This window comes from Congregibacter sp. (assembly GCF_045107095.1).
In the GTDB taxonomy this organism is placed as follows: Bacteria; Pseudomonadota; Gammaproteobacteria; order Pseudomonadales; family Halieaceae; genus Congregibacter.
This window is the reverse complement of record NZ_JBGCFU010000035.1, coordinates 38,397-60,610: the sequence shown is the minus strand read 5'-3', so window position 1 is coordinate 60,610 and position 22,214 is coordinate 38,397. Positions and strand designations below refer to the sequence as shown.

The 22,214-nt window shown below is 55.7% G+C and carries 20 protein-coding genes; 17 read left to right on the top strand and 3 right to left on the bottom strand.

Annotated features, from left to right (window positions below):
• Nucleotides 1-3 precede the first annotated feature (3 nt).
• Nucleotides 4-1,074: an efflux RND transporter periplasmic adaptor subunit gene (locus AB8B76_RS06520; RefSeq protein ID WP_405271208.1), complete on the bottom strand. Its 1,071-nt coding sequence runs from the start codon at nt 1,072-1,074 to the stop codon at nt 4-6.
• Nucleotides 1,075-1,303: 229 nt separating this feature from the next.
• Here AB8B76_RS06520 and ggt point away from each other — a divergent pair, with 229 nt between their 5' ends.
• Nucleotides 1,304-3,001 carry a gamma-glutamyltransferase gene (ggt, locus tag AB8B76_RS06515; protein WP_405271207.1) on the top strand — a complete coding sequence of 566 codons (1,698 nt, stop codon included), beginning with the start codon at nt 1,304-1,306 and terminating at the stop codon, nt 2,999-3,001.
• Between the two features lie 508 nt (nt 3,002-3,509).
• Here ggt and rpmE read toward each other — a convergent pair.
• Nucleotides 3,510-3,725, bottom strand: coding sequence for a 50S ribosomal protein L31 (gene rpmE / locus AB8B76_RS06510; protein ID WP_405271206.1), 216 nt, complete (start codon nt 3,723-3,725; stop codon nt 3,510-3,512).
• Nucleotides 3,726-3,990: 265 nt separating this feature from the next.
• On the opposite strand from rpmE, the gene AB8B76_RS06505 reads away from it, so the two are divergent.
• The 16 genes from AB8B76_RS06505 (at nt 3,991) to AB8B76_RS06430 (ending at nt 20,057) form a co-directional block, all read left to right on the top strand.
• Nucleotides 3,991-6,162, top strand: a complete 2,172-nt coding sequence (locus AB8B76_RS06505; RefSeq protein ID WP_405271205.1) for a primosomal protein N' — start codon at nt 3,991-3,993, stop codon at nt 6,160-6,162.
• 109 nt (nt 6,163-6,271) lie between these two features.
• Nucleotides 6,272-7,954 carry an arginine--tRNA ligase gene (gene argS, locus AB8B76_RS06500; protein WP_405271204.1) on the top strand — a complete coding sequence of 561 codons (1,683 nt, stop codon included), beginning with the start codon at nt 6,272-6,274 and terminating at the stop codon, nt 7,952-7,954.
• Nucleotides 7,955-7,960: 6 nt separating this feature from the next.
• A complete protein-coding gene (locus tag AB8B76_RS06495; RefSeq protein ID WP_405271203.1) occupies nt 7,961-8,497 on the top strand; it encodes an SPOR domain-containing protein in 537 nt (178 codons plus the stop codon).
• Between the two features lie 105 nt (nt 8,498-8,602).
• Nucleotides 8,603-9,142 (top strand): ATP-dependent protease subunit HslV, encoded by a 540-nt coding sequence (gene hslV / locus AB8B76_RS06490; RefSeq protein WP_405271202.1) that lies wholly within the window; start codon nt 8,603-8,605, stop codon nt 9,140-9,142.
• 25 nt (nt 9,143-9,167) lie between these two features.
• Nucleotides 9,168-10,496: an ATP-dependent protease ATPase subunit HslU gene (hslU, locus tag AB8B76_RS06485; protein ID WP_405271201.1), complete on the top strand. Its 1,329-nt coding sequence runs from the start codon at nt 9,168-9,170 to the stop codon at nt 10,494-10,496.
• A gap of 16 nt (nt 10,497-10,512) precedes the next feature.
• Nucleotides 10,513-10,905 carry a gamma-butyrobetaine hydroxylase-like domain-containing protein gene (locus tag AB8B76_RS06480; protein ID WP_405271200.1) on the top strand — a complete coding sequence of 131 codons (393 nt, stop codon included), beginning with the start codon at nt 10,513-10,515 and terminating at the stop codon, nt 10,903-10,905.
• Nucleotides 10,906-11,035: 130 nt separating this feature from the next.
• The gene (gene ubiE, locus AB8B76_RS06475; protein ID WP_405271199.1) at nt 11,036-11,785 is read left to right on the top strand and encodes a bifunctional demethylmenaquinone methyltransferase/2-methoxy-6-polyprenyl-1,4-benzoquinol methylase UbiE; all 750 of its coding nucleotides are present in this window, start codon (nt 11,036-11,038) and stop codon (nt 11,783-11,785) included.
• 2 nt (nt 11,786-11,787) lie between these two features.
• On the top strand, nt 11,788-12,435 hold the full coding sequence (locus AB8B76_RS06470) for an SCP2 domain-containing protein (RefSeq protein WP_405271198.1): 648 nt from the start codon (nt 11,788-11,790) through the stop codon (nt 12,433-12,435).
• The gene (gene ubiB, locus AB8B76_RS06465; RefSeq protein WP_405271197.1) at nt 12,435-14,069 is read left to right on the top strand and encodes a ubiquinone biosynthesis regulatory protein kinase UbiB; all 1,635 of its coding nucleotides are present in this window, start codon (nt 12,435-12,437) and stop codon (nt 14,067-14,069) included. The genes AB8B76_RS06470 and ubiB overlap by 1 nt, the downstream gene beginning before the upstream one ends.
• 61 nt (nt 14,070-14,130) lie before the next feature.
• Entirely contained in the window at nt 14,131-14,556 is a 426-nt protein-coding gene (gene hisI / locus AB8B76_RS06460; protein ID WP_405271196.1) for a phosphoribosyl-AMP cyclohydrolase, read from the top strand.
• A complete protein-coding gene (locus tag AB8B76_RS06455; protein WP_405271195.1) occupies nt 14,540-14,881 on the top strand; it encodes a phosphoribosyl-ATP diphosphatase in 342 nt (113 codons plus the stop codon). The genes hisI and AB8B76_RS06455 overlap by 17 nt, the downstream gene beginning before the upstream one ends.
• Nucleotides 14,882-14,976: 95 nt before the next feature.
• Nucleotides 14,977-15,201 carry a twin-arginine translocase TatA/TatE family subunit gene (gene tatA, locus AB8B76_RS06450; RefSeq protein ID WP_405271194.1) on the top strand — a complete coding sequence of 75 codons (225 nt, stop codon included), beginning with the start codon at nt 14,977-14,979 and terminating at the stop codon, nt 15,199-15,201.
• A 45-nt stretch (nt 15,202-15,246) separates the two neighbouring features.
• Complete coding sequence (gene tatB / locus AB8B76_RS06445) at nt 15,247-15,624, top strand: Sec-independent protein translocase protein TatB (RefSeq protein WP_405271193.1); 378 nt, start codon at nt 15,247-15,249, stop codon at nt 15,622-15,624.
• Nucleotides 15,617-16,357 (top strand): twin-arginine translocase subunit TatC, encoded by a 741-nt coding sequence (gene tatC / locus AB8B76_RS06440; protein WP_405271192.1) that lies wholly within the window; start codon nt 15,617-15,619, stop codon nt 16,355-16,357. Before tatB ends, tatC begins: the two co-directional genes overlap by 8 nt.
• A gap of 74 nt (nt 16,358-16,431) precedes the next feature.
• Complete coding sequence (locus AB8B76_RS06435; RefSeq protein WP_405271191.1) at nt 16,432-18,294, top strand: mechanosensitive ion channel family protein; 1,863 nt, start codon at nt 16,432-16,434, stop codon at nt 18,292-18,294.
• Nucleotides 18,295-18,323: 29 nt separating this feature from the next.
• A complete protein-coding gene (locus AB8B76_RS06430; RefSeq protein WP_405271190.1) occupies nt 18,324-20,057 on the top strand; it encodes an ABC transporter transmembrane domain-containing protein in 1,734 nt (577 codons plus the stop codon).
• Between the two features lie 14 nt (nt 20,058-20,071).
• Here AB8B76_RS06430 and AB8B76_RS06425 read toward each other — a convergent pair whose 3' ends face one another.
• Complete coding sequence (locus AB8B76_RS06425) at nt 20,072-22,069, bottom strand: BCCT family transporter (RefSeq protein WP_405271189.1); 1,998 nt, start codon at nt 22,067-22,069, stop codon at nt 20,072-20,074.
• Nucleotides 22,070-22,214 lie beyond the last annotated feature (145 nt).

Sequence of the window (22,214 nt, the reverse complement as noted above, 5' to 3'; positions counted from 1 at the left end):
GATTTATGTCCCAATGCCAGCTAGAGAGTCCGCTTCGGAGGTCAGGTTGGATTCACGGACTTTTACGCCCGGCCTTAAGGTCATCTGTCCATTGCGCACAACGCGATCCCCGGGGGACAAACCCGAGCGTATTTCAATCAGCCCCGGCATGCGCCTACCAATCTCCACCGTAACCCGCCGAGCGATAGACTCATCATCAACAATGAACACAGAACTCTGCGCACCACTTTGGACCAAGGCTGTTTCTGACACGACGATACCCGGTACTTCGCCCAAAGAAACGTTTACAGCCATCAGCATGCCGGGGCGCAACCGCGCGTCTTTGTTATCAATAAGTGCACGGACAGAAAAAGCTCTCGTAGCGGGATCGACCCTGCTACCGATCTGTGTCACTTCTCCTGCAAAAGACTCTCCGTCCCAGGCCGTGCTCTTTGCATCGACAGAGTCACCAATATCGATCTGCGACAGATAATGCTCCGGCAGGGTGAAGTCGAGCTTCATCGGGTTAACGTCATCAAGTTCGGCTATAACCGTCCCCGGCGTTAGCAAAGCACCAACACTGATACGACGTAATCCAATAACGCCATCAAAGGGTGCGCGAATAGTGCGATCGGCAATACGGGAACGCAGTGCCTCAAGAAGCGCCGCATTGGCATCGACCCGAGCGCGGGCAACGTCAATCTCTGCAGCCGTCGCAATGTCCTTGCCCAGCGTGAGGAAGCGATCCAGCTGTAGTTGGGTTTCTCGCAGCTTGGCCTCGGCTTCTCGCAGCAAGGCTAATTGCTCAACATCGATCAGCTCTACCAGTACTGCGCCCGCTTCAACGAGCTCGCCGCCCTCGAAATAGACGGCACTGACCTGCTCTGTAAGCTTCGCAGTTATCGTTACGGACTCATTGCCCACCAAGGTGCCCACTGACTCTGCATCCTGGACAATCAGCGCAAGCTCGGCGATTTCAGTTTCGACAAGCACAGCAGAACTCGCGGCAGGGCGCTCAGTCGTCGTCGCAGGGTCCTCACAGGCGCTCAGGGCGACAATAGACAAGACACCGAGCAGCCAAAGCGTGCTTCGCATTCTGTTCTCCTAAATTAAGTAGGGGCTTATGCTACAAATAGCTTCAGTAGATATACCTTCTTATTATAGGCTGTATCCCACAATCGGCGCTGAAACTATCAGCGCTTCCTCAACTTACTGTGACCGTCTTATGCCTTTGTCGACTAAATCTATCCGGAATCTGGCCCTGGCGCCGCTGCTTCTATCACCAATCCTGATTCCGCTTTCTGGATGCACGCCGGGACCCAAGGTGGAAGAAGCCCCCAGTATCGCCATCGCCGCAAAGACTATGGCGACTCTCGGCGACGCCATGGTGGTCACTGCCAACCCTATCGCTACCAGCGTAGGTGAGGAGATTCTTCGTGCGGGGGGCAGCGCCGTTGATGCGGCCGTTGCGATTGAGTCAATACTCAGTCTGGTTGAGCCGCAAAGCTCGGGGCTTGGCGGAGGCGGATTCATGGTCTATTACCATGCTGCCGATCAGAGCATAGAAGTGTATGACGGCCGAGAAAAGGCGCCTCTAGGCGCTCACAGTGATATGTTCTTGCAGGAAGACGGCACGCGCTACGGTTACCTCGAGGCCAAAAACAGTGGGCTCTCCATTGGCGTTCCCGGAATGGTGTCCATGCTCGATCTGGCCCACAGTGATCGCGGGCGTTTACCCTGGGGAGAACTGCTTGAGCCGGCAAAGCGTCTTGCAACCGAGGGCTTTACGCCGTCGCCTCGATTGCGCTCATTTTTTGAAAAATATGGCATGCGCCTGATTCCAACCACGCTGGAGCAAGGCCCAGTGGACGCCTACCACTACTTCTTTGACGATAACGGCACCATGAAAGACCGTATCGTAAATACCGAGTATGCGGACACTCTCGACCTTATTGCGAAGGACCCCAAAGATTTTTACCGCGGCCCCCTCGCCGAAGCGATGGTTGCAGCGGCCGCTAGTTCGCCTCGTGCCGGCACGCTCAGTCTGGATGATCTTGCCAGCTACTCAGCCCGCAAGCTCGAGCCTCTTTGCATGGATTATCGTGAACTCACGCTGTGTGGCCCGCCTCCACCCTCGTCCTGGGTCGCCGTAGGCATGACCTTGGGGATGCTTGAGAGCACCAACTTTCCTACTGGCGATGAAATGACCGACTGGGCAATGTTCACCGAAGCCCAACGTCTGGCCTACGCCGACCGCGACTTCTATGTCGCGGATGATGATGTTGTGCCCGTACCCCTCAGTGGGATGCTCAATCGAGACTACCTCGCGCAACGCGCTGCATTGATTAGCCCCGATGGCGCGGCGGAAAAAGTACTCGAGGGAGATCCTTGGGCATTTGATGCTGAACGCACTGCGGCACTTCCCGGAAGAGACACCACCATCGACTACGCCGGCACCACACACTTCGTGGTCGTGGATAAGTGGGGCAACGCTGTCTCAATGACCGCGACGGTAGAGAGCATATTCGGGTCGACACGCATGGCCGGCGGAATGTTTCTCAACAACGAACTCACGGATTTTGCCAAAGAGCCACGGGACGCCGACGGCATATTGGTCGCCAATCATCCCGCACCGGGTAAACGCCCCCGCTCGTCCATGTCCCCCACCATCGCACTCAATAGCGACGGCAGCTTTAACATGGCGACCGGCTCTCCCGGCGGCAACTCGATCATCGCTTACACACTCAAAACCCTCGTGGGAGTCATTGACTGGAAGCTAACGCCGCAAGAAGCAGTGAACCTGCCGAACGTGGTTGCGCGCGGTGATACCGTCCGCGTAGAAAGCGCAAGAGCCTCCGCCGAGATGCTTGAGTCCATGCGCGCCTTTGGATTTCAGATCAAAGAATCTGCCGGTGAAAACTCCGGCTTAAGCGTGATCTTGCGTCACGATGACGGCAGCCTTGAAGGTGGCGTTGATCCTCGTCGTGAAGGAACGATTGCTGTCATCACACCGGAATCGTAGGGCATAACAAAGGTTCATCGCGGCTTAGCAGAGGCAGACTCCCTAGACTGGCTCGGTTACTGCTATGCATGCTTTAGTCTGACCAGCGCAGTGTGGATCGGATAGCCGGCCAGACAGTCGCTAGTCCTTTGAGCTGCTCGCGTATCTCCAGCGACGCTCTCACACTGCTAACTGCACTCGACGGACGCTCAAAGGACGACCGCCTGCCTAGCCTTGTCAGCGCGATATTCAGACGCTTTATCGCGTGAGTAACGTGCGCTGAGGACTGGTAGTGGTTCGGCGCCGCTTTGCTCGAGCGTCCGTCGAGTGCGCTGTTTGCTGTGCTGACGCCCATGGAGATACGCGAGCAGCTCGAGTAAAGCGGGGCCGAGCCGCCCAACACAGTGCCTTTGGGTTGCACTCGAAAAGGCAGCACCCCGCTAACCCACGATGAAGCAAAAAAAAACCCGCAGGCATAAGCCGGCGGGTTTTTCTTGGAAGTGGCTCTGACGCCGCTCCCGAAGTAGTTCTATCGAGCAGTACCGCGAGCGCCAAAACGCTTCTTGAACCGGTCTACGCGACCACCGCTATCGACAATCTTCTGCTTCCCGGTAAAGAACGGGTGACAGCTTGAACAAACGTCGATGTTGAAGTCCTGACCCAAGGTCGAGCGGGTCTGGATCTTGTTGCCACAGCTACAAGACGCAGTTACGTCCTCGTAACGGGGATGAATTTCAGCTTTCATGGTGTATCTCCAGTATGTTGATGCCGCCACCCGAACCCACACGCCTGCTTCCATGAAGCCGGTCGCGCTATGCCAGGCACCGCATCCGGGAGTCACCTGCTCTGGGCACTAGGCACCGTGGGCAGGTAAACGGGGCGCGGAGTTTAGCAGAAACTGCGACTGGTGCAATACAGGGCTAATGTAAGTAATAAACGATACAGATTGCTCCGTCGAGCCGTCGACGCTTTGCTATGCTCGCCCCATCGTGACCCATACCGAAAAACCAGTGGTCCTTCGCGTAGCGGCCCCCGTTCCTCTGCGAAGACCCTTCGACTACCTCGCTCCCGAGGGCCAACGCCAGGGCTCCCTCAGCCCGGGAATGCGCCTGCGCGTGCCTTTTGGCAAACGGGAGATAACGGCGATTCTGCTGGAGGTCGTCGAAGAGGCTAGCGTTGATGCAGAGCAACTTCGCGCAGCAGTGGATGTGCTGGACAGCGAGTCGCTCCTTAGTTCGAGCATGATGGCACTGTGCAACTGGTCATCGGACTACTACCAGCATCCTGTCGGCGAAGTGTTCAGCGCAGCAATTCCAAAGGCGCTTCGAGAGGGTCGGGGCTTATCCGAAACCCATTGGCGCCTGACAACGCGAGGTGAGGGTTTGCCTGAGGGCGCACTAAGTCGCGCTCGGTCGCAGGCCAAAGCATTGTCGCTACTGCAGTGCGGCGAGCAGCTACCCGAGACACTTAAAGCTGAAGGCGTTTCCAGCGCCGTGCTCCGCGAGCTAACCAGTAAAGGCCTTATCGAGCGCTGTCGCGCGTCAGCGAGCATACCCAGCGCAGAACTGGAGCAAGAAGGTCCACCACTTGGCAGCGAGCAAGCTCAAGCTGTCGAGGCCGTTGCCTGGGGGAGTTTTAGCTCTCATTTATTGCAGGGTGTAACCGGTAGCGGCAAGACCGAAGTGTATCTTCGCCTAATCGCTGCCTGTCTTGAACGGGGCGAGCAAGCGCTGGTGCTTATTCCTGAGATTGGCTTAACGCCGCAAACGGTCAAACGATTCGAGGGGCGATTCAAATCACCCGTAGCGGTACTCCATTCCGGCTTGTCGGATGGCCAACGTTTCGCCGCATGGCAGGCCGCGCAGGCGGGGACCGCGGGCATCGTCATAGGAACCCGGTCGGCGATTTTTACGCCTCTGGCACGACCAGGCCTCATCGTCGTCGACGAAGAACATGACGGCTCTTACAAGCAGCAGGATGGCTTTCGTTACTCTGCCCGCGACGTCGCTGTGAAGCGAGCACAGCTGGAGAACTGCCCGGTAATTCTTGGTAGCGCCACTCCTTCCCTGGAATCGCTGGAGAATGCCCGGCGGGGGCGCTATGAACACCACTTCCTCCGGGGACGTCAGGGCGGCGGCGAACTGCCAATGCTCGAAACGGTAGACTTACGCAGCCTGCATCTCAATGCAGGGATCAGCGATTACCTCATGGCGGCCATTCGCGACACTGTTGAGATCCAGAAACGGCAGGCGCTACTCTTTTTGAATCGCCGGGGCTTTGCTCCCACGCTTCAGTGCCACAGCTGTGGCTGGGTTGCCGGCTGCGATCATTGCGACGCTCGACTGACCGTGCATTTGCGCAAACGCTGCCTGCGCTGCCATCACTGCGCAGCTCAGCGTGCCTTGCCTTCGCACTGCCCGGACTGCGGGGGCACCTCACTACTGACTCATGGACTGGGCACTGAACAAACCGAAGAGTTTTTACGCAGCGTACTTCGTTGCCCGGTGCACCGCGTGGACAGCGACGCCATGCGTGGCGTCGATGCCATGCAATCACTCCTTGAGGTTGCCCACAGCGAGGAGCCCTGCGTCATTCTAGGCACACAAATGCTGACAAAAGGTCATCATTTTCCCGCCGTCCAGCTAGTGGGTGTCATCGACGCCGACGCCCTGCTTTACTCCGCGGATTTTCGTGGCGAGGAGCGCATGGCCCAACTGGTGGTGCAAGTAGCGGGACGAGCAGGTCGTGAGTCTGCAGGTGGCAAGGTATTAATCCAGACACACTACCCCGATGACCCCTTGTTCGGCGCACTACGGGATGGCCACTTTGAATCCATAACCAGCTCTTTGCTTGAAAAACGACGAAGCTCGGGACAGCCCCCCTATGGTCAGCTCATGCTCCTGCGCAGTGACGCGCGCAACGAGCGTGATGGCGAAGCATTTTTACGGGCCGTCCAAAAAGAAGCCAAGCCCTACCTTCCCAGCGACTGTCAGCTCATTGGCCCCCTGCCCTCCGCAATGCCCCGACGGGCAGGACGCTTCCGTTGGCAATTGTGGTGCTTAAGCTCATCTCGACGAGGTGCTATGACTGCAGCTCGACTATTGGTAGATCGGGCTGAGACCCTTAAGAAGCCCAGAGAGCTCAGCTGGTTCATCGACGTTGACCCCAGTGACGTTTTGTAAATTAGCCCACGGATAAGACAAAGGGGGCTGCAAATCTGGCAAAGCCGTGATTGAAGCGGGATAATGCCTCCGCGCGTCGTATGCGACGCACCATCGACGGAAAAACATCATGAAAGATACCGTTGCCGCACTGTTAAGTGAGGCACTTCAAAGCATTATCACCGCTCGGGACGCAGACATTAGCGCCCCTAAAATTCAGGTGGAAACCACTCGTGACGCCGCCCATGGAGACCTGGCGAGCAATATCGCGCTGGCTAGCGCCAAGCTGCTAAAAATGCCTCCCCGAGAGCTTGCCCAGGCGATCTGTGAGGCCCTGCCAGAAAATACCATCATCGATCGCACGGACATTGCCGGTCCCGGATTTATTAACTTTTTCCTGTCCAAAGACAGCCAAGGGGCAGCCCTTCTACAAGTGCTGCGTGAAGGAGAAAAGTTCGGGCATAGCGATACAGGCGCGGGACGCAAAGTGCAGGTGGAGTTCGTCTCCGCCAATCCAACGGGCCCACTGCACGTAGGACACGGACGAGGCGCGGCGGTCGGGGACAGCCTCGCGAGAATATTAGATGCCTGTGGCTGGGAAGTCGTACGAGAGTTCTATTACAACGACGCAGGCGCGCAAATCAACAATCTGGCCCTGTCGGTTCAGGCGCGCTGCAAAGGTTTGAGCCCGCAGGACGAAGGCTGGCCCGAAGACGGGTATCGTGGAGAGTACATCGCGGAACTTGCTCAAGCGTACCTTGCAGGGGAAAGCGTAGAAGCCAGCGACAAATCTGTAACCGCCGCAGGAAATGGTGACGATCTCGATGCCATTCGTGAATTTGCCGTGGCCTGGCTACGCCGGGAGCAGGATCTCGACCTCCAAAGCTTTGGCGTGTCCTTTGATGTGTTCTTTCTGGAATCATCCCTCTACGAGTCAGGCGAAGTAGCCACCACCGTCGAGCGCTTGGTTGACAGTGGAAACACCTACACCAACGATGATGCTCTCTGGCTTCGCACCACCGATTTTGGCGATGACAAAGACCGCGTCATGCGGAAAAAAGATGGGGGTTATACCTATTTCTTACCCGATGTCGCCTACCACTTAAACAAGTGGCGCAGGGGCTTCGAGCGCGTAATCAACGAGCAGGGCGCCGACCATCACAGCACCGTGACCCGGGTTCGCGCCGGACTTCAAGCGCTTGGCGAAGGTATTCCCAAAGGGTGGCCCGAATACGTGCTTCACCAAATGGTGACGGTCATGCGCGACGGTGAGGAAGTGAAGCTGTCCAAACGTGCGGGCAGCTACCTCACCCTGCGGGACCTTATTGGCGAAGTAGGTCGCGATGCCACACGCTACTTCCTGGTGGCTCGCTCACCAAACTCGCAGCTGACTTTTGATATTGATCTGGCGTTGTCCCAGTCCAATGACAATCCCGTTTTTTATATCCAGTATGCGCATGCGCGCGTGTGCAGTGTCCGTCGTAAATTTATCGAGGAAGGCCTGTCCGTCGAGCTGGATTTAGAGACTCTTGCCTTGGAGCGCCTGGTAGAGCCACAGGAGATAGAGGTGCTCAAGCAGCTCGCGCGTTTCCCGGAGATCGTCGCGCGAGCGGGAACCAGCGCTGAGCCCCAGCAAATCGCCAATTATCTTCGCGAGCTTGCCGGAGAGTTTCACGCCTATTACAACGCTCACAAGGTACTCATCGAGGACGCGGAGCTGCGCAGCGCGCGTCTTGCGCTCACGACGGCCGTCGGGCAGGTAATCTCCAATGGCCTGACTCTATTGGGCGTATCAGCCCCGGAGAGCATGTAGAGCCTCATGGCAAAGACTTCCCAACGGAAAAACAGCCGCGGCGCGAGCCGTCAAAACACGACCAGTCAGAGCCACGGCGGACTTCGGTGGTATGCGGCCGGCGTGGCGAGCGGTCTGTTCCTCGCATTTATGCTTTATCTGGTGACCTTGCCCCCGGAGGGCGGACCCGCCCCGAAGCTCGCGGCCACCCCAAAGGTCAATGCGCCAGAGCCTGAGTACGAGTTTTTTGAAGTGCTCCCGAATCAGGAAATCACCGTCGACGTGGATCCGGCGGATCTTCCCAAGCCTCGCAGTGCCTCCACGGGTAAGCAGTTCCTGTTACAAGCCGGATCTTTTCGACAAGCCGCAGATGCTGATCGCCGTCGTGGCGAGCTTTTATTACTGGGCCTTAATCCCAGCGTAGAGGACACGCGAGGGGACACAGGTCGTTGGTACCGTGTGGTGCTTGGGCCTTTTGAAAGCCGTTCGGCAATGGCTAAAGCTCGTAGCCTCACGGCTCAGCAAGACATCGATACGCTCCTCATCCAACGTAACAGCGGCTAACTCACGTCCCCCGCTACCGCTGCACGCCCGCTATTACCCGCGAACAGCGCTTGAACTTACAAACCACGCCCCCATAACGATAGTTCGTAGGCGAAGGAAAACACCGTGGAACAATTCAGAGGCACCACCATATTGTGTGTGCGCCGGGGCAACAGCGTTGTTGTCGGGGGAGACGGCCAGGTCTCCATGGGCAACACCATCATGAAAGGCAATGCGCGAAAAGTACGCCGTCTCTACAAAGACCAGGTTCTTGCGGGTTTTGCAGGGGGCACCGCCGATGCGTTCACGCTGTTTGAATTATTCGAAGCACAGCTGGAAAAACACGGTGGTCAGCTCGTTAGAGCTGCCGTAGAACTGGCAAAAGCCTGGCGCACCGAGCGCTCCCTCCGTCAGCTAGAGGCACTCCTTGCCGTTGCGGACAAAGAAACCTCTCTGGTGATTTCCGGTAATGGCGACGTCATCGAACCGGAGAATAACCTCATCGCCATTGGGTCTGGCGGCTCCTTTGCTCAGGCTGCAGCGATGGCCTTACTGGACAACACAGAACTCAGCGCCCGGGATGTCGTTGAGAAAGGCCTGGGCATTGCCGCCGACATCTGCATTTATACCAACCAGCAGCGCACCATCGAGCAGCTGGACTTCTGACCAAACAAAGAGCTGGATCCAATACATGTCAAACATGACACCTAGAGAGATTGTCCACGAACTGGACAAGCACATTATTGGGCAGCAGGACGCCAAGCGAGCCGTAGCCAACGCCCTTCGAAGCCGATGGCGTCGCTTACAAGTCGAAGACGCCCTGCGTGCCGAAATCACGCCAAAGAATATTCTGATGATCGGGCCTACCGGCGTGGGTAAAACCGAAATTGCACGACGCCTGGCAAAGCTTGCGAACGCTCCCTTTGTGAAAGTAGAAGCAACAAAATTCACCGAAGTTGGCTATGTTGGTCGCGATGTAGAGTCCATCGTCCGCGATCTAGTAGAAATGTCCGTAAAAATGCTGCGCGAGCAAGCCATTGAGAAAATGCGCTTTCGGGCGGAAGAAGCCGCCGAGGAACGCATTCTGGACATTCTGTTGCCTGGGGCTCGCGATGCAAAGGGAGACGCCTCTGCTCAAGGCGACGGCACCCGCCAACTGCTGCGCAAAAAGCTCCGCGAAGGTGATCTGGACGAGAAGGAAATCGATCTCGAGCTCACTACCCCCAGCAGCGTCGAAATCAGCGCGCCGCCAGGTATGGAAGAAATGACCAACCAGCTGCAGAGCATGTTTTCAAACATGGCCCGCTCGCAGCCCAAGAGTCGCCGACTCCCGATCAAGGCCGCATTTTCCGCCTTATGCGATGAAGAGGCCGCCAAACTGGTCAACGAGGACGAAATTAAACAGCAGGCACTACAGGCTGCTGAGCAAAACGGCATTGTCTTTATCGACGAGCTGGACAAGGTAGCCAAGCGTGGTGAGACCGCAGGTGCCGATGTTTCTCGTGAAGGCGTGCAGCGAGATTTACTGCCGCTTATCGAGGGCTGCACCGTAAGCACCAAGTACGGCATGCTAAAGACAGACCATATTTTGTTCATCGCTTCCGGGGCCTTTCATTTGTCCAAGCCTTCGGATCTGATTCCTGAATTACAGGGCCGTCTTCCCATCCGCGTTGAGCTTGCAGCCCTCTCCCCCGAGGACTTCAGGCGCATACTCGTAGAGCCCGATGCGGCACTCACTCGCCAGTACAGCGCATTGTTAGGCACCGAAGGCATGACGCTGGAGTTTACCGAGGACGGTATTGCACGCATCGCCGAGCTTGCCTGGCAACTCAACGAGAGCACGGAGAACATTGGCGCCCGACGCCTGCATACCGTCATGGAGCGTTTGCTGGAGGACGCTTCGTTTAATGCAGCAGATGCGGGTCTTAGCAGTACCGCGCTGGCAGTAGATGCAGCCTATGTCGACTCTCAGTTATCAGATCTCGCGATGGATGAAGATCTTTCCAGATTCATTCTCTAAGCCCAAGATCAAGCCCATGACCGCGAGCGACATACCCCAGCCGACTCACATACGCCTGCGTAAACGATCGCGGGTTTTAGAGCTTGAGTACGCCGACAAATCCTACAGTCTGAGTTGGGAGTACCTCCGTGTTTACTCTCCTTCAGCGGAGGTTAGGGGTCATCACGAGTCTCAGGCGGTACTGCAAACCGGCAAACGGGATATTGCGATCAATGATCTCAAGCCCGTGGGCCACTATGCTTTGCAGCTGGTGTTCGACGACGGACACGACAGCGGGCTGTATACCTGGGAATACCTCTATCGCTTATGCACTCAAAAGGCAGAGCTGTGGCAGGCCTATCTGGATGACCTCACCGAGGCGGGTGCTTCTCGAGACCCCAACACGCAGGTTCTGCATTTCGAACCCTGACTTTCTCTTGATTTGTTGGACACACCAGATTTGGGGTGCCTCCTTACAACTCCAAGAGTGATGCAAGAACAAGCACTGCTTATAAGGACACTACAAGCTACAATGCGTCCTCGCAATTGGGATGCAGAGCATGAGCGAAGAAGACACAACACACTTTGGTTACCGAGACGTAAAGACCGACGAGAAAGCGGGCATGGTCCGCGGCGTCTTTGATTCGGTGGCGAGTCGTTACGATGTGATGAATGACCTGATGTCTGCAGGCGTTCATCGAATATGGAAGCGCTTCACGATAGAGCTCTCCGGCGTTCGCCGCGGCAACCGTGTACTGGACATAGCCGGAGGTACCGGCGACTTGGCTGCCAAGTTTGCACCAATGGTAGGTGATGAGGGTGAGGTTGTGCTGGCGGATATCAATGCCAGCATGTTGCGAGTGGGACGCGACCGACTGCTCGACGACGGTGTTCGTGGAAACCTTCACTACGTGCAAGCGGACGCGCAGTACCTGCCCTTTCCTGACGATCACTTCGACTGCATCACCATTGCCTTTGGTCTGCGGAACGTAACCGACAAAGACTTAGCTCTGCGCTCTATGCTGCGCATACTCAAGCCGGGCGGTCGCTTGTTGGTACTGGAGTTTTCCAAGCCCCGTAACCCACTGCTCAGCCGCGCTTACGACGCCTATTCTTTTGGTGTTCTACCTTTTATGGGAAAACTGGTTGCGGGAGATTCCGAGAGTTATCAGTACCTCGCCGAGTCTATTCGCATGCATCCGGATCAAGAGACACTGCGACAAATGATGGAAGACGCGGGCTTTGCTCGCTGTGACTACCACGACATGACCGGTGGAGTGGTTGCGGTGCATCGGGGCGTCAAAAACTAGTCATGAACGACATCCGCATGCCCACGGTGCACACTGCGGGACTGGCCGCTGCCGAAGCCGCCGCCAATGCGGCGCTGCGCCTATCACCGCACAGTCTGGAAGCACTCAAACCTCTAGCCGGGAGAGTCCTCGCGCTGGAATGCACACGCCCGGCAGTTACCGTCTACCTGCACAGCGAAGCGAACGGTGAACTGCGATTGCAGGGCGTTCACGATGGCCCCGTGACCACACGCGTCACAGGCACTGCTCAGGACTTTGCCAGCCTGGCTCAAGCGGCGGACCCTGCCGCGGCACTGATCAATGGCGGCATACAGCTGGAGGGCAATAGCAGTACGCTCACTGACATGCAGCGCGTGTTTAATGATCTGGATATCGACTGGGAAGCCCCGCTGGTGTCGGGTCTCGGCGATGTCGCAGGCCATCAGCTAGCCGGTATGCTCAGCGCAGCATTTCACTGGACGAAGCAATCGGGGGATAACGTCAGGCGCCAGCTCGAAGAGTTCGCAACCGAAGAAGCCCGTCTTGCACCACCCAAACTCGCTCTCGAGCATTTTTATGAAGATGTTCAGAAGCTTAGCGAGCGCAGCGAACGCTTGGAACAACGCGTAGAGCGCCTGCGGTTGCGTCTAGAGAGTTTGCGTCCAGCCTGATGTCCAGCCTCTTGCGCAGTATTGAGATCATGCGGGTAGCAGGACGCTACCGTCTGGACGAATTGCTGCCGGAGCAGGCCAGACACCGCGTGCTGACTCCGTTGCTTCGGCTAAATCCCTGGCGTATGGCCAGCGTCACGGGAACGCGGGGCGAACGCTTGCGTCGCGCGCTGGAAGAGCTCGGTCCGGTGTTCATAAAATTTGGGCAGATGCTCTCAACGCGTAGGGACTTACTACCTGCAGATATCGCCGACGAGCTGGCTCTGCTGCAGGATCAGGTACCGCCCTTTGATGCAGCTCTCGCCACACAGATCATAGAGACCGCCTTGGGCGGCAAAGTCGACGTTCTTTTTGAGCGTTTTGATCGAGAGCCTCTCGCCTCAGCATCAGTAGCTCAGGTACACAGCGCGCGGACGCAGGAAGGGCGAGAAGTCGTCGTCAAAGTCATTCGTCCGGACATTGAACCGGTGATCCACAAGGACATGGCTCTGCTGGCACGAATAGCGAGCTTTGTGGAGCGCTGGCTCCGTGATGGCCGGCGCCTGCGCCCCGTCGACGTGGTACGCGACTACAAACATACGATCCTTGATGAACTGGATCTGGGGCGGGAAGCGGCCAACGCAAGTCAACTGCGGAGAAACTTTGCCGACGGAAGCCTCGTCTATGTCCCGGAAGTTTTTTGGGACTACACCCGGCGCAACGTGATGGTTATGGAGCGGATATATGGCATCCCCGTAACCGATATGGACACGCTTCGAGCTAAGAATGTTGACCTGAAGGTACTCGGAGAGCGCGGAGTAGAAATCTTTTTTACCCAGGTGTTTCGGGACAGCTTCTTTCATGCAGACATGCACCCAGGGAACATCTTCGTCGATGCGTCGGATCCCAAAGACCCGCGATACATTGCCATCGACTGCGCCATCATTGGTTCCCTGAGCGAAGACGATCAGTACTATCTGGCGCGAAACCTTCTGGCGATTTTCCGCCGGGACTACCATGAGGTCGCCCAACTCCATGTTGAATGTGGCTGGGTACCGCCAGACACGCGAGTACAGGACTTTGAATCTGCCATGCGCGCTGTCTGCGAACCGGTATTTGAAAGGCCCATCGCAGAAATCTCTTTCGGACAGCTACTGGTTTATTTGTTTCAAACAGCCGCTCGTTTCGATATGGAAGTCCAGCCTTCTCTGGTGCTACTACAAAAAACACTCTTGAATATAGAAGGCTTGGGCAGGCAGCTTTATCCCCAGCTGAATCTTTGGGACACCGCCATGCCATTCCTGGAGAAGTGGGTAGCAGAGCGCTACTCCCCCCAAAGCATGATCAAACGCCTGCAACAGCACGCGCCCAACTGGCTTGAACAACTTCCACAGTTACCGGAAGCACTCATCGAGGGTCTTCAGGGACAGCGAGAGAGCCAAAAACGCAGTGAACAGATTATCGCCGCGGAGCGTAAAGTAAGACGTAAGCAGGATACGCGAGCCAGACGACGCTATCTGGCGGCGATGGTCTGCATTGTCGCTGCGGGCGCTGCGTTACCCTCGGTTCGGAGCCTACTGGAGCAGGCACCTCCGGTGAGCTGGCTATTGCTTGCGGTAGCAGCAGGACTCGCCTGGCCAAGTCAGAGCGTTTAGACCAAGGCGCCAGAGCCCGGGTGTGCGATAATCTTTACCTAATCGTAGAAACACACACAGCATGCAAGACGCAGACACGAGCAACTATCCCAAAGAGCTGAGCTGGCTCAACGAGCTTCGCTGGAACGAAGACGGCTTAGTGCCCGCCATCGCCCGAGACACCAGTAGCGGCACAGTCCTGATGATGGCATGGATGAACGAGGAGTCCTTGCGCCGTACGGTCGATGAAGGCTGTGCTGTGTATTGGTCTAGATCTCGGAAGGCGCTATGGCGTAAGGGCGAAAGCTCAGGCAATACGCAGTTGATCAGAAGTCTTCGTTTAGATTGCGACGGAGATACTTTGCTATTGGAGGTTGAACAACAGGGCGGAATCGCCTGCCACACCGGTCGAGAGCACTGTTTCTACCGTGAATTTATCGATGGTGAATGGCAGACTGTGGAACCGGTAGTGAAAGATCCAAAAGAAATTTATGCACAAGGCAACTAACAACGACGTATTAAGTGCCTTAGATGAGGTGCTTCAGGAGCGAAAGAACGCGTCCGCCGACAGTTCCTATGTGGCGAGCCTTTACGAAAAAGGGCTCAACAAAATCCTCGAAAAAGTTGGCGAGGAGGCTTCGGAGGTCATCATCGCCGCGAAGGACTGTGAAGGAGAGGAGGGGCAAGACGCCTTGTTAGGCGAAGTAGCAGACCTCTGGTTTCACAGCATGGTGCTACTGGCTCAGCAGGGGCTCTCGTCGGCACAGGTGCTGGCAATTCTGGAAGAACGCTTCGGTCTTTCAGGACATATCGAGAAGGCCTCACGAAGCTAAATTTTTACAAACCTTTCAATACTGTTGTTAGGGATAAGCTAATTGGCAGTTACAATCGCGGTCGGTATTTTCCACTGCAGTAAAAGGAGAGAGTCATGGGATTGGGTGGAATCAGCATTTGGCAGTTGCTCATCATTCTGGCCATTGTGGTCATGCTGTTTGGCACAAAGCGCCTGCGCGGCCTGGGATCAGATCTGGGAAGTGCGGTGAAGGGTTTTCGCAGCAGCATGCAAGATGGCGACGACGAGAAGCCCGAGGGCGCTGACGCTAGTGACGAGCCCGAGGTTAACGAAGCTGCGAAGACCAAGAGCGATGTCTAGTATTTGCGATACATCTTCGCGCACCCTCTGAAATCGTAGGTTCCTATGTTCGATATCGGCTTTGCCGAGTTACTTATCATCGGTGTGGTTGCTCTGCTTGTCATTGGTCCGGAGCGACTCCCCGATGCCGTGCGCACGGCCAGCGCCTGGCTGAATCGCATACGCCGTGGTTTCAACGATATCAAACAGGAAGTTCAGCAGGAATTGCATAACGACGCCGTTATGAAAGACCTGAGAGCGATTAAGGATACGGGTGAGGAACTCCGACGCGAGACCCAAGCTCTAGGCTCGGATCTCAGCAGTGGACTCAACATACCGGATCCGATGGCAGAGATTGGCGCGACGCCTGACGTTCCCGAATCATCTAATTCAGATTCAGACCCAGACTCCAAGACCGCAACAGATAGCAAACCCGTTGACTGATACCGAGAACGACACACCACTACCGTTGATTGCGCATCTTACGGAGCTGCGCGATAGACTGTTGCGTGCAATTCTGGCCGTATTGCTGGTTTTTATTGTGCTCTTCCCCTTTGCTAACGACATCTACGCGTTTGTTTCTGAACCGCTCCGTGAACTACTTCCGGAAAACGCCAGCATGATCGCCACAGACGTGGCCTCACCTTTCCTGACACCCTTCAAGCTCACATTATTTACGGCATTGTTTGTCGCGATTCCCTACGTCCTTTTTCAGATTTGGTCGTTCATTGCACCCGGTATGTACAGCCAGGAAAAACGTTTTGCCCTCCCAGTGCTCGCCAGCTCAGTGCTACTGTTTTACTGCGGGGCAGCGTTTGCCTATTTCGTGGTGTTTCCGCTGATATTCGCGTTTTTCACCAGTGTGGGCCCCGAAGACGTGGCGATCATGACGGACATAAACCGTTATCTGGACTTTGTTCTTAAGCTGTTTTTCGCCTTTGGCTTGGCCTTCGAAATTCCCATAGCGGCGCTCATTGCGATCTGGGCTGGCATTACCACCCCAGAAGATCTAGGACGTAAACGCCCCTACATCATCGTAGGATGTTTCGTGTTTGGAATGCTCCTAACCCCTCCAGACGTCATCTCTCAGGCGCTCCTCGCTATACCCATGTGGCTACTGTTTGAAGCTGGCGTGATTGCTGGCCGCTTACTCATCAAACGAAAAACCGAATCCTGAACATGGGGAGCCTGCTTGAGAAGGCTCCCAAGGGCGATACACTGTCACCGACCTTTATCTTTCGGACGAACACGATGACTCGCAATCTTCTGACGCTCAGCGCGTCACTCCTACTAACGGTGTTTTTATCCGGTCCGGTTTTCGCTCAGGAGGTCGCCAGTGAGGCGTCCGAGGGACTCACTGAGGAACAAATACAAGAGCAGACAGAAGAGCAAGCCGAAGACGAGACCGTAGACGCAGCGCCCGATACGGAGACCATGCGCGATATCCTGGAGACAGAGAAAAAAGCTGAAGAAGTTATTCGCGAGAAAGTCGCCGAACTTGCGGGCAACGAAGAGCTGCCACGAACCCCTCTTCAACTACTTGTTCTTCTAGCAGACGCCGCCGCGAAAAAGGACCGCGAGCGCGCCGCCGGCTATCTGGACATGCGCTACCTTCCCGAAGAAATTGCCGAATGGACTCCAGTTGATTTCATGGATGCCCTGCGAATTCTATGGAATCAACAAAACATCATCGACATCACCAGTATGAGTGATGACCCCGAAGGTAAGCTGAACGATGGGCTTCCCGTCTACCGCGACTTACTGGGCGTAATCCGCAAAGACAACGGCGACGAAGTGCCGATCTTTTTGCAGCGAATCCCGGATGGTAGAGGTGGCAAAATATGGAAGATCTCAAACGCGAGCGTGGCAGAGATCCCGGATTTATGGGAAGACCTGGGCTACGGTGAGTTTGCGGTTTGGCTTGAGCGGCACCTGCCAGACTACCGCTTTGCTGGTCTGGAAAGCTGGCAAATAATCTCAAGCATCGTATTCCTTATAGCGGCCTGGTATCTCGCTATGCTCGCCAGCTATCTGATGATGCGTCTGGCGCTGCTGGTCCCTAATCGCTTTCCCCTCGGGATCGAAAGCTTTTTTAAGGGCTCCTTACGTTACTTCCTGTTCCTTTTAATCTTTCGCATGCTCATGGACCAGCTAGCTTTATCCTTGGCTGCCCGGGTCTATCTGAACTCTTCAGGCGTTGATTATGTCGCCTTTACCATTTTGCTACTCGGCGTTATCTCTCTGATCCGGGACTACAACATTCGACGCTTGGAACGCGCTGGAAATCGTCAGTACGTCGCCTTGCTCAAACCCTTCACCACCATCATCAAGTTTGTCGCGATTTTACTGGTAGCACTGGTGTGGGCTGAACGTGCCGGCTACAACATGTCCACGATTATTGCGGGCCTCGGTGTGGGCTCCCTTGCTGTGGCCCTAGCCGCGCAAAAGACCCTGGAAAATGTGATCGGCGCGATAACACTTTACACGGCCAGACCTGTAAACCCCGGCGATCTTTGTCGCTTCGGTAATATTGTAGGGGTGGTTGAAGAGATCGGACTTCGCTCGACAATGATTCGCACACTCAACCGCACCATGCTGGCGGTACCCAATGCCGTGTTCTCATCGGTAGAAGTCGAGAACTTCAGTCACCGGGATCGCATTCGCTATTACCAGCACATCGAGTTGCAGATGACCACGGCAGACCAGTTGCGCGTGATCCTCGGGCGCCTTCGAGAGCTTTTCTTGTCTCACTCCGATGCCATGCAGGAGACCGCTAGTATCCGTCTCCAGAAAGTCGCTGCGGCGACAGCGGTGATACGGATAGATGTCGGTATCAGAACAACCGACTATCAGCGTTTTCTTGCCGTCGCCGAAGATCTCAATTTGCGCATGATTGAGCTAGTACATGATGCGGGCGCGGTGTTTAGTGGTCCGGGTCAGGTACTGCAGGTTCGGGATTTCTATCGTGCATCTGAAGACACCATTGCGGATGTGCACTCGCAACTCGAAAGCTGGAAAAACGAAGAGAAGCTTCCCTTTCCTGACTACACCACGGCCGAGAAAGCCGCGCTTAAAGGCGCCATCGAACTTAATGTTCGTGAGGACAAATTCTGAACACCGCAGAAGAAAATTCCAGTGGCAGCATGGCGCCGCTGCGCGCGCTAGCCCGCCAACTCGCGCCCTATCGCTGGCGATTGGTGGCGGCGGCTGTTGCACTCATATTTACGGCGGGCGCGACTCTAACCCTCGGTAAAGGTCTGCAAGTGCTCATTGATCGTGGCTTTGGTGGCGACGATCCCGGAGCCCTTGGAGACGCCGTGCGTATCGTGATGCTCATCACCACGGCCATCGCTATCGGTACCTTCTTTCGTTTTTACCTGGTGTCCTGGTTAGGGGAACGCATCAGTGCTGATCTTCGTAGTGCCGTGTTTCAGAACATCGTCCGCCTCCACCCCGGGTTCTTTGAGGAGAACCGCTCCGGCGAGATCATGTCGCGCTTAACGGCAGATACCACGGTACTCCAGACGATCATTGGTTCTTCGATGAGCATGGCGCTGCGTAGCTCCCTAACGCTCACAGGCGCCGTGGTCATGATGCTCATCACCAACTTCAAGCTAACGCTTTTTATCGTCGCCACGGTACCGATGGTACTGCTGCCTGTCATGATCTTTGGTCGTCGCGTACGTACTCTTTCCAGCAGTAGTCAGGACAGCGTTGCCAGCGTAGGCTCCTATGCCGGCGAAATCATTCAGAACATCCGCACGGTACAGGGCTTTAATCGCGAGTCAGCGGAATCCCTGGCCTTTAATGCTGAAGTCGAGAAGGCCTTTGTCATTGCCCGATCCCGCGTCCGGCAACGGGCCCTGTTGATTGCCTTTGCCATCATCATTCTCTCTGGCGGAATGATTGCCATGATGTACTCCGGCGGCCGGGATGTCATAAGCGGCGCTATGACCGGCGGTGAACTCGCCGCATTCATGTTCTATGCAACTATGGTTGGCACTGGATTTGCCACGCTCTCGGAAGTCTGGGGCGACGTGCAGCGCGCGGCAGGTGCAACTGAACGTCTGCTCGAACTGGTAGAGACCGACAGCGCCCTCTCCGACACCGGCGATCGCGAGTCCATCTCAAAGAACCCTGCCATGCGGCTAAAAGATGTCTCATTCAGCTACCCTTCCCGGCCCGACACCCTCGCCTTGGACAACATAAACCTGAACATTGAGGCGGGTAAAAGCCTGGCTTTGGTGGGCCCATCGGGCGCGGGAAAAACCACACTGTTTGAACTACTTCAGCGATTTTATGATCCCCAATCAGGCGCACTATTGCTGGATGGCATTGATCTTAGAGAGATGTCTCTGGCGCAGCTACGTTCGCATCTCGCCATCGTGCCTCAGCAACCCACGCTGTTTAGCGCCGACGTTCGTTACAACATTGCCTACGGAAAGCCCGAAGCGACCGATGAAGAAATACAGGCGGCAGCGCGAAGAGCCCATGCTCATGAGTTCATTGAGGCATTACCTGAAGGGTATGGCAGCTACCTTGGGGAACAGGGAGTAAGGCTTTCCGGTGGCCAACGGCAGCGCATAGCCCTGGCTCGCGCGATGCTTACAGATCCGAAAGTACTGTTACTCGACGAGGCGACCAGCGCCTTGGACGCAGAGAGTGAATACCAGGTGCAACAAGCCATTAGCGAGCTTATGCACGAACGCACCACGGTGATCATTGCGCATCGTCTCGCTACGATCCGGGACGCCGACTGCATAGCGGTACTAGAGGATGGCAAGGTCGTCGCTACAGGCACACACGATGAGTTGCTGGCAAGCTCAGAACTTTACGCCCGTCTAGCCAAACTACAGTTTCGCAACGAGGCGGCCTAAGCGACCCCGCGGCGTCAGCGCATGCTGGTCAAAAAGTGCAGATGGTTTTCGTACTGACTCAGTACGTCATGAGCGATTTGCTCTTGAGTCCAACCCATAATGCAGTAATCCTGGCCGCCCTGCGCAAGATGCACCTCGGCGCGGTAATAACGATCACCCTCGGCCATGGATGATATTGCCTCTCCCGCCAGGCGCTCGTCGGGCATGGCGTGAACGCGACTTCTCACTTCGTAGACAAAATCTATTTCGCCACCATTGAGGACTTCCATACGCACGGAGGGTTGGTCTTTTGTTTGCTGCGTAACTCGAGCATCAACGTCGTGATTTTTTAATTCTTGAGAAAACTCCTGCAGTGCCGGCCCTACCTGCTCCCGGAGGAACTTATGAACACTGCGATCCGCGGGAAAATCCAGGAGGTTTGACAGACGGCTGCGCCAATCACCGTCCGCACCCGACGCCGGCGACACGCTCTGCGCGCTGCGCTGGGAGGCATCCAGAGAAAGGGCTTTAGCAAAGCCCCATATAGCCCCCAAAAGGGCGACAGAAAAAGGCAGCGCACTGGCGATCGCCGCGGTCTGAAGCGACGACAAACCGCCAGCAAGCAACAACACTGCGGCGATTGCGGCAATCACAGCTGCCCAAAACACCCGCTGCAAGACCGGTGTGTCATCACGACCGTTGGCAGACAACATGTTAAGCACCAGGGCTCCACTGTCTGCGGAGGTGACAAAGAAGACCACGATCATCGCCAGGCTCACAGCCGACAAAAAGGTAGAAAACGGCAAGAACTCGAGGAACCGAAACAGGGCCACAGCCTGATTGGCCGAAACAGCCTCTCCTAGCTGAAGGGCTCCCTCATTCAAAATGAGATTAATCGCGCTATTCCCAAAAACCCCCATCCACAACAGAGTGAAACCGCAGGGCACGAGCATCGCTCCAAGGGTGAACTCACGAATTGTACGCCCCCTCGAGATGCGTGCGATAAACAGCCCGACAAAGGGTGACCAGCTCAACCACCAACCCCAATAGAAGATCGTCCAGCCGCCCAGCCAATCGGTAGGATCATAGGCATAAAGCGTAAAGGTCATACTGACCAGTTCGCTCAGATAGATCCCGAGACTTTCCAGGGTGGCACCCAAGATGAGAATAGTAGGGCCGGCAATGAGCACGCCGATCAATAGCAACACAGAAAGCCCGATATTCAGCTCAGATAGCCGCTTAATTCCAGCATTTAAGCCCATAGCGACAGAGATACTCGCGAGCGCCATGGTTCCAATCACCAAGAGCACCTGTACCCCCCCGGATACGGGAATACCAAAGAGATACTCGAGGCCCGAGTTGATCTGCAAAACACCAAAACCCAGACTGGTGGCAATACCACAGGCGGTGCAAACAATCGCAAAGACATCGATGGCTGCACCGGCCGGGCCATAGATTCGCTCACCGATGAGCGGATAGAAGGCGGAGCGCATGGTCAGCGGCAGGCCGTGGCGGTAAGAAAAGTAACCCAGTAGCAGAGCGACAATGGCGTAGATGGCCCAGGCGTGGAGCCCCCAGTGAAAGTAAGTAAGGGTCATGGCATGGCCTGCAGCTTCAACACTGCTTCCCTCTCCATGGGGTGGCTGGAGAAAATGCATTACCGGCTCAGCGACGCCGAAAAACATCAAACCAATGCCCATCCCTGCAGCAAACAGCATGGCGAACCAGCTCAGCGCACTGTAGTCAGGCACCGAATGGTCCGGGCCAAGTTTAATGTCACCAAACCGAGAGAAGCTGAACACCAAAACGCTCAGAAGAACAATCGCCACGACTAGTACGTAGTACCAGCTGGCATAGGTAACGATCGCCGCCTGAATATCTTGAAGAAGAGCATTACTCGCATCTGGCGCGACGGCGGCGCCAAGCACCATAAGAAGAAGAATTGTAGTGGACGGCAGGAACACGCCTCGATCAACGCTAAAACCCATAAAGCCTTCGCTCACAGGCGATTTGTCGTCGGCCGAACCACTCATCTAAACCTCTGCTTCCTTTATCAGAGCCGGAAGAGTACGCAGATTATCCGATGTCAGCAAAACATTAATGCATAGTGTACAAATCTTTCTTTTAGCTTCTAATTGTAAAAACTTCCTAGAAATCAATATTTAACAGGCGATGCCG